The following is a 14,921-nucleotide window of genomic DNA, read 5'->3' as shown; positions in this document are numbered from 1 at the left end:
TCCGAAAGAGGCAACAATGCCTACTGAAACTTCTCTGAAGGCCGAAGAAACCCTTATCCATGTGCTGTGGATCAACGCAGGGCTCAGCTGCGACGGCGATTCTGTGGCCCTGACGGCGGCCACGCAGCCCAGCGTCGAGGAGATAGCCCTCGGCGCCCTGCCCGGCCTGCCGCGCATTGCCATGCATTGGCCCCTGATCGACTTCGAATGCGGACCGCAGGAAGGGGCCGACGACTTCCTGGAGTGGTTCCGCAAGGCGGACCGCGGCGAACTGGAGCCGTTTGTCCTCGTGGTGGAGGGGTCCATCCCCAACGAAAAGCTCCACGCCCCCGGCGGCTACTGGTGCGGATTCGGGAACGACCTCGAGACCGGCCAGCCGATCACGACCAGCGAATGGCTCGACCGCCTGGCCCCCAAGGCCACCGCCATCATCGCGGCGGGGACCTGCGCCACTTACGGCGGCATCCACGCGATGGCGGGAAACCCCACCGGGGCCATGGGCGTGCCGGATTACCTCGGCTACAACTGGAAGTCCAAGGCGGGGATCCCCATCGTCTGCGTTCCGGGGTGCCCGATCCAGCCGGACAATCTCTCCGAAACAATGACCTACCTGCTCTATCAGGCCACCGGCCAGGCGCCGATGATTCCGCTGGACGACGCACTGCGGCCCACGTGGCTTTTCGGCCAGACTGTTCATGAGGGGTGTGACCGGGCCGGCTACTACGAACAGGGTGACTTCGCCACCGAGTATGGCTCCCCCAAATGCATCGTCAAGCTCGGCTGCTGGGGCCCGGTGGTCAAGTGCAACGTCCCCAAACGCGGCTGGATGAACGGCGTCGGCGGCTGCCCGAATGTCGGCGGCATCTGCATCGGCTGCACCATGCCGGGGTTCCCGGACAAGTTCATGCCCTTTATGGATGAGCCTCCCGGCGGAAAGCTCTCAACGAACACCATCCGCCCGTACGGTTCGGCCATCAGGGCGCTGCGTGGAATCACCACCCACACCCTGGACCAGGAGCCCAAGTGGCGCCGGCCCGGTACTGAGCTCCTTACCGGTGCCCGGCGCACCTGGTAGCACCCACTTCCAGACAGGTGAAGAACATGACCTCAACGATTCCAATGCCTTCCGGAAGCGGAACAGGTGACAACAATCTGGTGGAGATGGCGTGGGACCCCATCACGAGGATCGTCGGCAGCCTCGGCATCTACACCAAGATCGACTTTGCGAACAAACAGGTGGTGGAGTGCAAGAGCACCTCCTCGATCTTCCGCGGATACTCCATCTTCATGAAGGGCAAGGACCCGCGGGACGCGCACTTCATCACCAGCCGGATCTGCGGGATCTGCGGGGACAACCACGCCACATGCTCCTGCTACGCCCAGAACATGGCCTACGGCGTCAAGCCGCCAAACCTCGGCGAATGGATCGTGAACCTCGGCGAAGCCGCCGAGTACATGTTCGACCACAACATCTTCCAGGAAAACCTCGTCGGCGTCGACTACTGCGAAAAGATGGTCTCGGAGACGAACCCCGGGGTGCTGGCCAAGGCCGAGAACACCCGTGCACCGCATGAGGGTGACCACGGCTACCGGACCATCGCCGACATCATGCGGTCGCTCAACCCGTTCACCGGGGAGTTCTACCGCGAGGCGCTGCAGGTCAGCCGGGCAACCCGCGAAATGTTCTGCCTCATGGAGGGCCGCCACGTTCACCCGTCCACGCTTTACCCGGGCGGAGTGGGAACGGTTGCCACCATCCAGCTGATGACGGACTACATCACCCGGCTCATGCGCTACGTGGAGTTCATGAAGAAGGTCGTCCCCATGCATGACGACCTGTTCGACTTCTTCTACGAGGCCCTGCCGGGCTACGAACAGGTGGGGCTGCGGCGCACGCTGCTGGGCTGCTGGGGCTCGCTCCAGGATCCCGACTACTGCAACTTCGAGTACAAGGACATGACCGAGTGGGGCCGGAAGATGTTCGTCACGCCCGGCGTTGTGGTGGACGGCAAACTCGTCACTACCGACCTGGTGCGGATCAACCTGGGCATCCGGATCATGCTCGGTTCCTCCTACTATGAGGACTGGGAAGGCCAGGAAATGTTTGTGACCCACGATCCGCTGGGCAATCCCGTGGACCGCCGGCATCCCTGGAACCAGCACACCAACCCGCGGCCGCAAAAGCGGGACCTCGCAGAGAAATACAGCTGGGTGATGTCGCCGCGCTGGTTTGACGGCCAGGACAACCTGGCACTGGACACCGGCGGCGGCCCGCTGGCCCGCCTCTGGGCGACGGCGCTCGCCGGCCTGGTGGACATCGGCTACATCAAGGCCACCGGCCGGAGCGTCCAGATCAACCTGCCCAAGACCGCGCTGAAAGGTCCTGTTTCCTTCGAGTGGAACATCCCGCAGTGGAGCAACACCCTGGAACGCAACCGGGCCCGCACCTACTTCCAGGCCTACGCCGCCGCCGCCGCACTGCACTTCGCGGAGAAGGCACTCGAGGAGATCCGCGCCGGGCGCACCAAGACGTGGGAGAGCTTCGAGGTTCCGGACGAAGCCATCAGCTGCGGATTCACAGAGGCCGTGCGGGGCGTCCTATCCCACCACATGGTGATCCGCGACGGGAAGATCGCCAACTACCATCCCTACCCGCCGACCCCCTGGAACGCCAGCCCCACGGACTCCGCCGGAACCGCCGGCCCCTACGAGGACGCCGTCCAGGGGCAGCCGATCTTCGAGGAGAACGACCGCGAGCACTTCAAGGGCATCGACATCATGCGCACCGTCCGCAGCTTCGACCCCTGCCTGCCCTGCGGGGTGCATATGTATCTGGGCAACGGCCAGACCCTGCAGAAGCTGCACTCCCCCACCCAGACACTGACCGGCGAATAGCAGCCATGCCTGGCGAGGACCGGCCGCCGCAGGCCGGCGACCGGATCGAAAGCCTCCTCGACGCCCTCGGAGCCGGCGGGGCGGTGGCCCGCGGGCGCGCCGAGGAACTGGTCCGCCAGGTGACGGAACTCTACGGTTCCGGGCTCGCCCGGATCCTGGAAATCCTCGATGACCGCGGGCAACTGGACGGCGGGACGCTGGACGCGCTGACCGCCGACGAGCTGGTCTCCAGCCTGCTGGTGATCCACGGGCTGCACCCGCAGGACGTCGAAACACGGGTGGCTGCCGCGCTGGACAGTGTCCGTCCCTACCTCGGCTCGCACGGCGGCAACGTGGAACTCCTGGACATCAGCCCCGCGGGGGTCGTGCGGCTGAGGCTGCTCGGCACCTGCCAGGGCTGCCCCTCGTCGTCGGTCACGCTCAAGTTCGCCGTCGAGGAGGCGATCGAGTCAGCCGCGCCGGAGGTCACGGCCATCGAGGTGGTCGAGGAGGAATCCCGTCCGGCAGTTCCGGCCGTGATTCCGGTGGACGCGCTGCTAATCCGGCTGAACCACCCGGCCGATGGCGCGGCAGGCCACGGCCCGGGCGATGCCGGCCGCTGGCACGAGCATGCCGCCGGATCCTGGGAGCCCGTGCCGGAGATTGCCGGGCTGGAACCCGGCGACGTCGCCGGCTTCCTTGTCGGCGGGTACCCGGTGCTCGCCTGCCGGACCGGGCAGGACGTCTACGCCTACCGCGACTACTGCCCGCGCTGCACGGCGTCGATGGCCGGCGCCACCCTCCAGCGTGCCCTCGCGGCACCCGCGGGCGGCGGCCTGCTGCGCTGCCCCTCCTGCCGCGCCCATTTCGACGTTCGGCAGGCCGGGAGCTGCCTGGAGGACCGGAACCTGCACCTGGATCCGCTGCCGCTCCTGGTACGGTCCGGCGTGATGTCCGTGGCCGTGCCGATGGTTTCCGGCCAGGACGCCTGAATGAATCCCGGAGGCAGCACCGAGACCGGCCGGGGCCGGACCGCCCCCGGCGGGCTGCCGGTCACCCTGTTGCGCCGGATCGCGGCCCGCCCACCCGCGCCGCCCGCCGGCGAGCGCTGCGAGATGTGCGGGGAACCCATTCCGGAGGAACATCAGCACATTGTCGACCTGGAGAGCCATGCCATGATGTGCACGTGCCGGCCGTGCTACCTCCTGTTCACTGACGCCACGGCGCATCTGCGCTACCGTTCGGTGCCGGACCGGTACCTGTCCTTTCCCGATTTTGAACTGGGCCCCGGCCAGTGGGACGAGCTGGAAATTCCGGTGGGACTGGCATTCTTCTTCCACAGTTCCAAACTGGACCGGACCGTCGCCTTCTACCCGGGCCCCGCCGGCGCCACCGAGTCCGAGCTTCCGCTGGGCGCCTGGGCCACGGTGCTGGCACAAAACCCGGCGCTTGCGCTGGCGGCACCGGACACGGAGGCGCTGCTGATCCGCGGCCCCGGACCGGACCGATCCCGCGCCGACTGCCATCTGGTCCCCGTGGACGCCTGCTACGAACTCGTGGGGCAGCTCCGCCGCCTCTGGCGCGGGTTCGACGGCGGACAGGAGGCCCGCGAGCAACTCACCGCGTTTTTCGCCCGGCTGGACAGCCGCAGCCGGCCCGCGCCGGAGGACAAAAGCCAATCCCTGGCGGGAGGATCCCCATGACCGAACTGACGTTCGCCGTCGTCGACATCCAGCCGGAGCCCTACGCCGCGGCGCCGCAACTGACCGCCCGGCTCCGGCTGACCGAGTCCACCGGCGCCACCATCCACGCCATCGCATTGCGCTGCCAGGTGCGGATCCTGCCGCAGCGCCGCGGATATGCGGACGAGGAGGAACGCGGGCTCCTGGACCTGTTCGGCGAGCGCGGCCGCTGGCCCACCACGCTTAAGTCGTTCCTCTGGCTGCAGTGCAGCACCATGGTGCAGGGATTCACGGACAGCACCGAAGCGGACCTGCCGCTGCCCTGCACGTTCGACTTCGACGTCGCCGCGTCGAAGTACCTGCACGCCCTCCGGGACGGCGAAATCCCGCTGGAGCTGCTGTTCTCCGGCACCGTCTTCACGAAAGGCCCGGCAGGATTCGGGGTGGAGCAGGTCCCGTGGCACCTCGAAGCCTCGTACCGCCTCCCGGTGGCGGCGTGGCACCGGCTGATGGACCAGTATTTCCCCAATGCGGGCTGGATCAGGCTGGACCGGGATGCTCTGGCCGCCCTGTCGCAGTACAAGGCGGTGCGCGGACTGACGTCCTGGGAGGCCACGGTGGAGTCCCTGCTGTCTGCTGCGGCGACGGGTGTGGGCGGAGAGCGGCTCCCATGACCATGAGCCTGAGCCTGGCCAGGGCAGTCGCCGACGCCGTCCTCTACGAGGGTTACCTGCTGTACCCCTACCGGGCTTCCTCGCAGAAGAACCAGGCCCGCTGGCAGTTTGGAATCCTCGGGCCGCCCGGGGCCGCGGAAGCCGGCGCCGGGGAGGAACCGGCAATGTCCGCCGACTGCCTACTGAGTCCCGGACCGCACGCGGATGTGGAAATCCACCTGCGCTTCCTGCAGTTGCAGACCCGCACCGCCGAAAAAGCGGACGACGCCGGGAACTTCAGCCCGGTGGCGGAACTCACCATCGGAGCCTCCCGCTGGCTGAGCTGGGACGAGGCGGTGGAACAGGAGATCACCCTGGGGCCGTTTCCGGTGGCGGAGCTGGCCCGGGAAGCGCTGCAGCTGCCGGTGGAGATCCCGGCGAGCGAGGAGATTGAGGACCTCGGCGACGGCACCGGCCGGACGGCAGGCAGGTTGGTGCGGCGCCGCCACGCGCTCCGCGGGGAACTCACGCTGGACTCCACCGGCCTGACCCGCGGCCTCCAGCGGTTACGGGTTTCCGTCGCCAACACCGCGGAGCCCGCTGCGGAGCCGGGGAACCGGCAGGACGCCATCGCCGCGTCCTTCATCGGCGCCCACGTGCTCCTCAGCCTGCGGGACGCGGATTTCCTCTCCCTGCTGGACCCGCCAGGATGGGCGCAGGACGCCGTTGCGGACTGCTCGCAGCACCGCTGCTGGCCCGTCCTCGCCGGTCCCGAAGGGCAGACGGACGTGCTGCTGGTCTCGCCGATCATTCTCTACGACCACCCCGCGGTGGCCCCGGAAAGCCCGGTGGCACTCTATGATTCCACCGAAATTGACGAGATCCTCACCTTGCGGGTGCTGACCCTGACCGAGGAAGAAAAATCCGAGGCCCGCGCCACCGATCCCCGCGCGGCCGCGATCATCGACCATTGCGAGGCCATGTCACCGGAGGAACTGCAGCAGCTGCACGGGATCCTGCGCAATCCCCACGCCGTGGAATTCCCGGACATCCGCGGAAGCGCCGCCGGCAGCGGAGGGGACCCGCCCGCCTGGTGGACGCCGGAATCCGAAGCCCTCGTCCAGCCGTCCCTGGATGCCGTTCTGATCAACGGCGTTCCGGTGGCCCGCGGCAGCCGGGTCAGGGTGAACCCGAGCCGGCGCGCCGATGCGCAGGACCTCTTCTTCGCCGGGCAGACCGGGCGGGTCACCAGTGTGCACTTCGACGTCGATGGCAGCACCCACGTGGGCCTGGTGCTTGAAAAGGACCCTGCCGCGGACCTCCATGAAGGCTACGGCCGGTCCTTCTACTACGCACCCGAAGAACTTGAACCGCTTGAGGATGGAGAGGAAGACCCGCAATGAAAACAGTAGGAATGGCCACGGTCGGCCTGCTCGTGGCGCTGACACTGGCGGCCGTATACGCCGGGATTCGGTCGGTCCCCGATATCCAGCGCTACCTGAAAATGCGGCGAATGTGACGTCACCATTCCAGCCGGGCGGTCCCGCCACAGGGACCGCGGATCGCCTACCCCGCGTCCTCGTCGCAGGCGTGGGGAACATGTTCCTGCGCGACGACGGGTTCGGCCCGGAGGTCGCCCGGCGGCTGGCCGTGGCCACAGGCGCGGCGGCGCCCGGCGTGCTGGCGGTGGACTACGGAATCCGCGGCATGCACCTGGCCTACGATCTGCTGGCCGGCGTCGACGTCCTGGTGCTGGTGGATACCGTGCCCCCGGGTTCGGGCACAGGACCGGGCGCGGACTCCGGCGGGGACCCGGAGGCGGCACCGGGACGCATCCGGGTGCTCCGGGTGCGCCCGGAAGACCTCGACGGCGCCGCGTCCCTTGACCCGCACGGCATGGACCCGGTTGCCGTGCTGGGGCGGCTCCGCTCGCTCGGCGGTGAGCTTCCCCTGACCTACGTCGTCGGCTGCGTCCCCGCCGACCTCAGCGAGGGAATCGGCCTCACCGGCCCGGTGGCGGCGGCCGTACCGCAGGCCGTGGCCGCCGTCGAAGAACTGATCGCGCAGCATACGCCCGTCTAGACCCGCGCCCGGGCAAAGCCCGGGCCCAGCGCAACTCAAGGGAGAGCCCATCATGTGCCTTGGAATACCGGGCCAGGTCGTCGAACTGCTCGAAGGCTACGGCAATCAGTTGGCCCTCGTGGACGTGGCCGGAGTACGGCGGAAGATCAACATCGGTCTGCTGGATGAGGGGCCGCTGGAGCCGGGCACCTGGGTCCTCATCCACATGGGCTTCGCCCTGGAACGGGTGGATCCCGCGGGCGCGGAACGGGCCATGGGCGGGCTGGAGCTGATGGGCCGGCCCAGGGACGCCGACAGCGACGCCGGCTAGCCCAGACTAAGAGCGCGCCCCACCTAAATCAGATGAAGGAGAGCATCATGTCACCGACTAATTCGCCCGAGGCCAAGGATCCCGCCGAGGGAACCTCCCCCGGCACAGCCCGCGCCTTTGGCAGCGAGCCGCCGCTCAAGGAACCCGCACAGCCAGGGTCCGACGAGACCCCCGAAGACGCGGCAAGGGCGCCCGAGGGCGTCGGCGAGAGCACCACACGGCGGGGGGAGGACGTGGTTAAGCAGGAGGGTTTGGAGCCCGGGCGGAGAGAAACCGGAACAGACGCGACGCCGGCCGGTCGGCCCTCGGGCGGGTCCTCGCCCCGCGACTCCACCGGGGTCGAGCCTCCGGAGGACCCGGACAGTGCCGCGCCGCAGTCCCCCTAGCCTGCCGCCGTCTAGTGTTCCAGCGCGATCGCGGCGCCGCGGTGTTCGACGCCGCTGTTGGCAATCCGCAGGTGCCGCGCAGTGAAGTGCTTCAGCCGCTCCAGCTGACGCGGGGACAGCCGGTCACAGACCCAATCCCAGTGGAGCGACACCGCGTCCCCCACGGCCAGCCCGGCCACGAACCCGGATCCGTTCACCGCGTATTTCGCGGACTCGACCACGGATTCGCCGACGGCCAGCGAGGTTCCATCCCACACCAGTGGCCGGGACCGGACCACGGCCTCGTCGCCGGTGATCGCCAGCACCTCGCCCCAACGGATGCGGCAGCGGTCGAGCACACTCAAGGCGGTGGCGTGGCGGCGGTCATCGTGGAGCAGGCCCAGCCAAGGGTAGATCTCGAAGACGTGGAAACTGTGGTGGGGAACCCCGCCGGCCAGGACCCCTTCCGCCAGGTGCGGGAATTGCCGTCCCGTGCGGGCCCGGAACCGGTCCTCCATGGAGTTGCCGATGTTGGTTATTCCGACGGAGTCCAGGAGGCTGTTGCCCACCCAGTAGGCTTCCACCACGCGGTAATCGAGGGGATCGCGGATTCCCGTGGAGGCCGCAATCAGCTCCAGGTACGGCCACGCCCCGGCGAAGCCTTTTGCCAGTTCACGGAGGCCTTGGTCCGTCACACCGGACTGGCCGTAATGCAACAACGCATCACTGTCGGGAGGCCCGCAGCTGCCCCTCGAATTGGGCGGGTAGGCGTAGCGGACAAACAACTGGGCACCGTCAAGAATCATGATCTGGCCACCTTCTGCACAAGGTCCTCTGAAAGTAGCACCGGCCCCGAACCCCGACAAGGGGCCCGGCACCGCGGGCCCGTTGACACCCTTGGTCAACGGGGCGATCCTGTGAAGAACCTACGCTCAGGGGGTCAGACCATGCGAGTCGACGATCCAACCCGCCGCACGGTGCTTCAGGCGTTGATGGCGGGAGGATCCGCAGCCCTGCTCACCGGGTGCGGAGCATCCGGCCTCTCCCCCGCAGCCTCGCCCGCCGCCGGCGGGACCGGTTCCGCGGCAACTGACCGCATCAGCATCACGGACCAGCGCGGCAAGACAGTCACCTTCACCAGGCCGGTCACCAGGGTAGTGACCATACCCATGCCGGCAGCGTCGCTGCTGGTCGCCGTCGACCGCAGTGCCGAACATCTGGGTGCCATGCATAACGCGTCCTGGGTCGCGATGCGTGACGGCATCATGGGAACCATGTTTCCGCAGGCGCTGGAACTGCCCCACGACATTGCGACGCAGGACTTCACTCCTAACGTGGAGAGCGTGCGCGCCCTGAACCCCGACGTGGTGATCCAGTGGTCGGACGCCCAACTGATCGAGCCGCTCGAGAACGCCGGGCTGACGGTGATCGGCCTGAAAAATACCGGCAGACAGGAGGACGTGGACGCCTGGGTGACGATGTTCGCCGCCATGCTTGGCAAACCCGAGCGGGCCACCGAAATCAAGGCCCGCAGCGACAAGGAACTCGAAGAAATCTCGTCACTTGCGGCTGGCCGCGGCTCCGAGGGGCCCAGCATTCTCTACTTCAACCGGTTCACCGGCGGGCTCAAAGCCGCGGCGGCCGATACGTACAACGACTTCTACATCAAACTTGTCGGCGGCACCAACCCCGCCACCGGCCAGGACCCGTTGACCGGTTCGGGCATGGTGGGCCTGGACGTGGAGCAGGTCCTGAGATGGGATCCCGAGGTCATCCTGCTGGGCAATTTCGACCAGGCCATGCCCCAGGACATCTATTCGAACCCGGTGTGGCAGACCATTTCCGCTGTCCGCTCGCGGCGCGTCTACAAGGTTCCCCTCGGCGGCTACCGCTGGGACCCCCCAGGGCAGGAATCACCGCTCATGTGGCACTGGCTCACGGCAGTCGCTTTTCCCCAGGAACGGTCAGCGCTGCGCGGCAAAGTTCGTGAATACTTCCAGTTCCTTTATGGCCAGGAGCCCTCGGAGGACGCCCTGGACCGGATTCTGTGGGTCACGGAGAACAGCGGTTCAGCCAATTACCAACAGTTCAATGCTGGATGAGGCCAGTCCAGCGCGGCTGAAGCGCCGTGGCCCGCGGGCCGGCCGGACCGCCCACCGGCCCGGGCCGGGAGTACGCGGCCGGACACTTGCCGTTCTGGGGCCCGTTTCCCTCGCCGCCGTCGTACTGACCGCGGCCGGACTGCTCGCGCTGGCGCTCGGCAGGTTCCACGTGCCGGTGTGGCACGTCGTCCAAATTCTCGCCGCACAGATCGTGCCCTTCCCGCTCGAAGCCAGCGAGACCGAGCAGAACGTCGTCCTGCTCGTGCGGCTTCCCCGGATCCTGCTTGGGCTGCTGGTGGGCGGCGGACTGGCGATCGGCGGTGCCGCCCTGCAGGCCATCTTCCGGAACCCCCTGGTCAGCCCGGAGATCATCGGGGTATCCGCGGGGGCCTCGTTCGGCGGAGCGCTGGCCCTCCTGCTCGGGCTGGGGCCGTTCATGCTGGTCGCGGGTTCTTTCTTCTTCGGCATGGCAGCCCTCGTAATGCTGATCCTGATCACATCGGGCCGCGGCGGCTCCTCGATGCTGATGATCGTGCTCGGCGGTGTCGTTACGGGTTCGTTCTTTTCAGCCTTGGTGGCGCTGGTGACCTACCTCGCGGACCCCAACACCACTCTGCCAGCCATCGTTTTCTGGCTGCTTGGCAGCTTGTCCACCGCGACGTACGCCAAGGTCGCCGTCGCGCTGGTCCCTGTATTGGGCGGCACCGCAGTGCTCCTATTGCTGCGCTGGCGCATCAACGTGCTCTCACTGGGCGACGAGGATGCCGCCGCCCTGGGCGTCAAACCGCGCCCCCTGCGCTGGGTGGTGCTGGTGGCGGTGGCACTGATTGTCGCCGGCGCCGTGGCAGTCAGCGGGGCGGTCAGCTGGGTGGGCCTGGTAGTGCCGCATCTGGCGCGGATGTGGGTGGGCCCGGACCATCGGGTACTCCTGCCGGTGTCCTTCCTTCTCGGCGGCGCCTACATCATCCTGGTCGACACCGTGGCCCGCACCCTTACCGCCGGGGAAATTCCGTTGGGTGTCCTCACTGCCCTTATCGGCGCCCCCGTTTTCTTCCTGCTGCTGCGCCGGAACCGTGACAGGATCTGGGAAAGTGCTTGAGCTGGACGGTGTGGGATTCGGCTACGCCCGGCAGGACTGGGTCTTCCGGGACGTCAGCTTCCGGGTACCGCAAGGCACGGCCACCGCGGTGCTGGGTCCGAACGGCAGCGGCAAAACCACGCTGGTCCGCTGCGCGGCCGGGCTGCTGGCGCCGGCGGCGGGCACGGTCCACCGCGCCGACGGTGCCGGGTACGTGCCGCAGGCCCGCGGCAGCGCGTTCGGGTACACGGCCCTGGACATGGTCCTGATGGGGCGGGCCCGGCAGGTCGGGGTCTTCCGGACACCTGGGGCCAGGGACCGGGCCGCCGCCCTGGACGCGATAGACAGGGTCGGCGTACCCGGACTGCGCAACCGGCGGTTTCCTACCCTCAGCGGCGGCGAGCAGCAACTCATTCTGATAGCCCGGGCCATCGCCGCGGGCTGTCCCGTCCTGGTGCTGGACGAGCCTGCCACCGGGCTCGATCTCAAGAACCAGGTGCGGGTCCTGTCACTCCTGCGCGAGTTGATGGCCGACGGCATGGCCCTGCTCCTGAGCACCCACCACCCGGACCACGCCCTGTACCTGGCCGACAGCGCTGTTCTCCTGAGCCGGAGCGGAACAGTGACCGGCCCCGCGGAAGAGCTGCTCTCGGACACCTCACTCACGGAGCTCTACGGCGTTCCGGTGAGGACCCTGCCCTATGACGACGGCGGCACAGCGCGCCGGACCGTCGTGGTCCCCTACGGGGAGAGCGCAGAACCGCGGCACCGGGAAAACGGCGGACGGTGAAGGACGCCGGACTTAGCCGGTGTTGCGCAGGCCCGCCGCCACGCCGTTGACCGTGATCAGCATGGCGCGCTGGAGTCGCTCGTCGATCTCGCCGTTGGGCATGCTCCCCGCGGCGGCGTCGGAACGGATCCGGCGCAGCAGTTCCACCTGAAGGTAGCTGATCGGATCGAGGTACTGGTCCCGGATCTCCAGGGATCGCTTCAGGGTGGGCTGCGCGTCGAGCAGCAGGTCCTCGCCCGTCAGGTTCTGGATCTCGGTGACGGTCAGCTCGTATTCGGCCCGGATAGTGCGGAACAGGTGGTGGAGTTCCTCCGGGACGAGGGTGGAGACGTAGTAGCCGGCGATGTCCATGTCCGTCTTCGCCAGCGTCATTTCCACGTTGGAGAGCACCGAGCGGAAGAAGTGCCAGCCCTCCATCATCTCCACCAGCTGGGCCGAGTGGCCGGCCTCGCGGGCGGCCTTGAGCCCTGAGCCGACGCCGAACCAGCCCGGGACGATCTGGCGGGACTGCGTCCAGCCGAAGACCCACGGGATGGCCCGCAGGCCCTCGAGGCCCGCGCCGGAATCGGGCCGCTTGGAGGGTCGGGAGCCGATGTTGAGTGACCCCAGCTGTTCCACCGGCGTGGACGCCATGAAGTAGGCGGGCAGGTCCGGGTCATCGATCAGCGTCCGGTACCGGGCGAAGGCGGCATCGGAAATGGTATCCATCACGTGGCCGTAGCGTTCGCGCTGGTCCTCCGAGGTGCGCGGTGTGCGGTGCAGCGCGGAGCCCTGCATGACCGCAGCAAGCGAGAGCTCCAGGTTTTCGCGGGCGAGTTCGGGCAGCGAGTACTTGTCCGAGATGACCTCACCCTGTTCGGTGAACTTGATCTCGCCTTCCAGCACCCCGTTCGGCTGGGCCATGATGGCGTCGTAGGTCGGCCCGCCGCCGCGGCCCACGGACCCGCCGCGGCCGTGGAACAGGCGCACCCGCACCCCGTGCTTCGCCGCGATGTCCCGGAGTTTGCGCTGGGTCTTGTGAATCTCCCACTGGCTGGTCATCACCCCGGATTCCTTGTTGGAGTCCGAGTAGCCGAGCATGATTTCCTGGACGTCGCCGCGCAGCCGGACCAGCTCGCGGTAGGAGGAATCGGAGAGCAGCTGGTCCACAATCTCGGCCGAGGCCCGCAGTTCCTCCACCGTTTCCAGGAGCGGGGCGAAGCCGATTCGGGCGTACGGGGCCGTGCCGAAGAGGCTGACCAGGCCGGCCTCGCGGGCCAGCACCGCCGCTGCCAGGACGTCGTCCGCGCCGCGGGTCATCGAGATGATGTACGTCTCGATCACGTCCGGGCCGTAGGTGCGCAGGGCCCGCCGGATCTCGCGGAAGACGTCGTAGGTGCCGTCGGCGACGCCGTCGAGCTTGATCGGGTGGCCGGACAGCGGGCGGCGGGAGGCGAGCTCGGACCCGAGCACCTCGAGCCGCTCGGAACGGCTGAGTTCCGCGTACCGGACGCCGGGGCCGCCGAGGCGGTCCATCAGCTGCCCTACGGCGTCGTGGTGGTGGTCGGCGTGTTCGCGGATGTCGAGGGTGGCCAGGTGCAAACCGAAGGAGGCGATGGCGCGCCGGACCCGGGCCAGGGCGCCGTCGGCGGCGAGCGCGGCGTGGTGGTTGCGCAGCGAGCGCTCCAGCAGGCCCAGCTCGGCGAGGAGCTCCGCGGTGGCGGTGTAGTCGCGGCCCGGTTCGTGCGTCGATCCGGCGGCGACGCGCCGGCCCGTGTTGAGCAGCTTGGCCTTGATGCAGGTGAGTTTGAGCCGGTACGGCTCCTGGGCATTCAGTTCGAGGACGCGGCGGTCCAGGCCCGGGAGGTTCTTGAGGTCGACGTCGATCGAGTCCAGCAGCTCCTGGTCCGCCCCGGCGAGTGCGGTCGAGTTGGACAGGATGGAGATCAGCCCGTCGATCAGGCCGATGCTGATCCGGATGGCGTGCTGGTTCTGGATCTGCAGGATTTCGCGGGTGACGGCCGCGGTGACGTTGGGGTTGCCGTCCCGGTCGCCGCCGATCCAGGAGCCGAACCGGATCGGCGCCTTCTCCGCGGGGAGGCTGACACCGTGTTCGGCGAGCAGCTCGGAGAGGTCGGAGAGCATCTCCGGCATGGCGTCGCCGAGGATGCCGGTGAGGTAGTAGATCGCGTTGCGGGCCTCGTCCACCGGGGTGGGCCGGACCTGGCGGAGTTCGTCCGTCTGCCACATCTGGTCGATCACCTCGGCGAGCTGGCGGTCCTGGCGGCGCCGCGCGGACGTGCCCTCCGCGGTGCTCTCGGCAAGGATGTCGGAGAGCCGGCGGACCTTGTCCAGCACGGAGCGGCGGGAGGCCTCGGTGGGGTGCGCGGTGAAGATGGGCCGGACGTCGAGTTCGTTCACGACTTCCTGCAGCACCGAGGGGCCGGCCTGGCCGGCGATGTCGGTGACAGCCTTGGCCAGCCAGCCGTCCTTTTCCTGCCGGGTGCGCAGCCCGCGGACCCGGTGCACCTGCTCGGCGGCGTTGGCCAGGTGGAAGTAGAACGCGAAGGCGCGGACCAGGTCGGTCGCCTGCTCCAGGGGCAGCGAGCCGAGCAGTTCCCGGACCTGGGCGACGACGTCGTACGAGCTCCAGGGCCCGGTGGCATCCGCGCCGCCGCGGGCGGCTTCCTTGGACTCCTTGGTCAGCAGGCGCACCTGCTCCACCAGGTCCAGGAGTTCGGGCCCGTGCTGGCGGACCAGGGATTCGCCAAGGAGGGTAGAGACCCTGCGGACGTCCGCGCGCAGTTCGGAGGCAAGATCGGTGCCGGGATTCGTTGCAGTGTCAGCCATGGAGACAATCTTTCGAGAGACTTGGCTCGTACACTGCGCTGGATACTGTGAGCCGGGTTACTTTCTTCCTAAAGATGCTACCCGCAGCCACGGCCGCCGGGGAATCCGTCTCAGATTGTGTCCGGTTCCTTGTCCGGGCAACGTGATGTCTGTCAT

General features: G+C 68.1%; 15 protein-coding genes. 13 read left to right on the top strand and 2 right to left on the bottom strand.

The window, feature by feature from the left end:
* Nucleotides 1-16 precede the first annotated feature (16 nt).
* From J2W14_RS10525 to J2W14_RS10485, 10 genes are read left to right on the top strand one after another with little or no spacing between them, the layout of a single operon-like run.
* On the top strand, nt 17-1,075 hold the full coding sequence (locus J2W14_RS10525) for a hydrogenase expression protein HypE (RefSeq protein ID WP_301225608.1): 1,059 nt from the start codon (nt 17-19) through the stop codon (nt 1,073-1,075).
* 26 nt (nt 1,076-1,101) lie between these two features.
* Complete coding sequence (locus tag J2W14_RS10520) at nt 1,102-2,895, top strand: nickel-dependent hydrogenase large subunit (RefSeq protein WP_307462109.1); 1,794 nt, start codon at nt 1,102-1,104, stop codon at nt 2,893-2,895.
* 5 nt (nt 2,896-2,900) lie between these two features.
* Nucleotides 2,901-3,866, top strand: coding sequence for a NifU family protein (locus J2W14_RS10515; protein ID WP_307462106.1), 966 nt, complete (start codon nt 2,901-2,903; stop codon nt 3,864-3,866).
* Nucleotides 3,867-4,577 carry a DUF5947 family protein gene (locus J2W14_RS10510; protein WP_307462103.1) on the top strand — a complete coding sequence of 237 codons (711 nt, stop codon included), beginning with the start codon at nt 3,867-3,869 and terminating at the stop codon, nt 4,575-4,577.
* Nucleotides 4,574-5,230, top strand: a complete 657-nt coding sequence (locus tag J2W14_RS10505) for a DUF6084 family protein (RefSeq protein WP_307462099.1) — start codon at nt 4,574-4,576, stop codon at nt 5,228-5,230. Before J2W14_RS10510 ends, J2W14_RS10505 begins: the two co-directional genes overlap by 4 nt.
* Complete coding sequence (locus J2W14_RS10500; RefSeq protein ID WP_307462096.1) at nt 5,227-6,612, top strand: hypothetical protein; 1,386 nt, start codon at nt 5,227-5,229, stop codon at nt 6,610-6,612. The genes J2W14_RS10505 and J2W14_RS10500 overlap by 4 nt, the downstream gene beginning before the upstream one ends.
* Complete coding sequence (locus J2W14_RS21215; protein ID WP_370871252.1) at nt 6,609-6,728, top strand: DUF6893 family small protein; 120 nt, start codon at nt 6,609-6,611, stop codon at nt 6,726-6,728. Before J2W14_RS10500 ends, J2W14_RS21215 begins: the two co-directional genes overlap by 4 nt.
* Complete coding sequence (locus J2W14_RS10495) at nt 6,725-7,291, top strand: hydrogenase maturation protease (RefSeq protein ID WP_307462092.1); 567 nt, start codon at nt 6,725-6,727, stop codon at nt 7,289-7,291. Before J2W14_RS21215 ends, J2W14_RS10495 begins: the two co-directional genes overlap by 4 nt.
* Nucleotides 7,292-7,343: 52 nt before the next feature.
* Nucleotides 7,344-7,601, top strand: a complete 258-nt coding sequence (locus J2W14_RS10490) for a HypC/HybG/HupF family hydrogenase formation chaperone (protein WP_307462090.1) — start codon at nt 7,344-7,346, stop codon at nt 7,599-7,601.
* A 47-nt stretch (nt 7,602-7,648) separates the two neighbouring features.
* Nucleotides 7,649-7,987, top strand: a complete 339-nt coding sequence (locus J2W14_RS10485; protein ID WP_307462087.1) for a hypothetical protein — start codon at nt 7,649-7,651, stop codon at nt 7,985-7,987.
* 11 nt (nt 7,988-7,998) lie between these two features.
* On the opposite strand, the gene J2W14_RS10480 is transcribed toward J2W14_RS10485, so the two are convergent.
* A complete protein-coding gene (locus tag J2W14_RS10480) occupies nt 7,999-8,772 on the bottom strand; it encodes a DUF6390 family protein (RefSeq protein WP_307462083.1) in 774 nt (257 codons plus the stop codon).
* A gap of 141 nt (nt 8,773-8,913) precedes the next feature.
* Between J2W14_RS10480 and J2W14_RS10475 the strand changes: the two genes are divergently transcribed.
* The 3 genes from J2W14_RS10475 to J2W14_RS10465 are packed head-to-tail and all read left to right on the top strand — an operon-like array spanning nt 8,914 to nt 11,936.
* The gene (locus J2W14_RS10475; protein ID WP_307462080.1) at nt 8,914-10,068 is read left to right on the top strand and encodes an ABC transporter substrate-binding protein; all 1,155 of its coding nucleotides are present in this window, start codon (nt 8,914-8,916) and stop codon (nt 10,066-10,068) included.
* A complete protein-coding gene (locus J2W14_RS10470; protein WP_307462078.1) occupies nt 10,058-11,167 on the top strand; it encodes a FecCD family ABC transporter permease in 1,110 nt (369 codons plus the stop codon). Before J2W14_RS10475 ends, J2W14_RS10470 begins: the two co-directional genes overlap by 11 nt.
* Nucleotides 11,160-11,936, top strand: coding sequence for an ABC transporter ATP-binding protein (locus tag J2W14_RS10465; protein WP_307462076.1), 777 nt, complete (start codon nt 11,160-11,162; stop codon nt 11,934-11,936). Before J2W14_RS10470 ends, J2W14_RS10465 begins: the two co-directional genes overlap by 8 nt.
* A gap of 12 nt (nt 11,937-11,948) precedes the next feature.
* On the opposite strand, the gene ppc is transcribed toward J2W14_RS10465, so the two are convergent.
* Nucleotides 11,949-14,765, bottom strand: a complete 2,817-nt coding sequence (gene ppc / locus J2W14_RS10460) for a phosphoenolpyruvate carboxylase (protein ID WP_307462075.1) — start codon at nt 14,763-14,765, stop codon at nt 11,949-11,951.
* Nucleotides 14,766-14,921: the final 156 nt, after the last annotated feature.

This window comes from Pseudarthrobacter oxydans, from assembly GCF_030812335.1.
GTDB lineage: Bacteria > Actinomycetota > Actinomycetes > Actinomycetales > Micrococcaceae > Arthrobacter > Arthrobacter oxydans_B.
The sequence above is the reverse complement of the archived record's forward strand: the minus strand, read 5'-3'. Positions and strand labels throughout refer to the sequence as shown.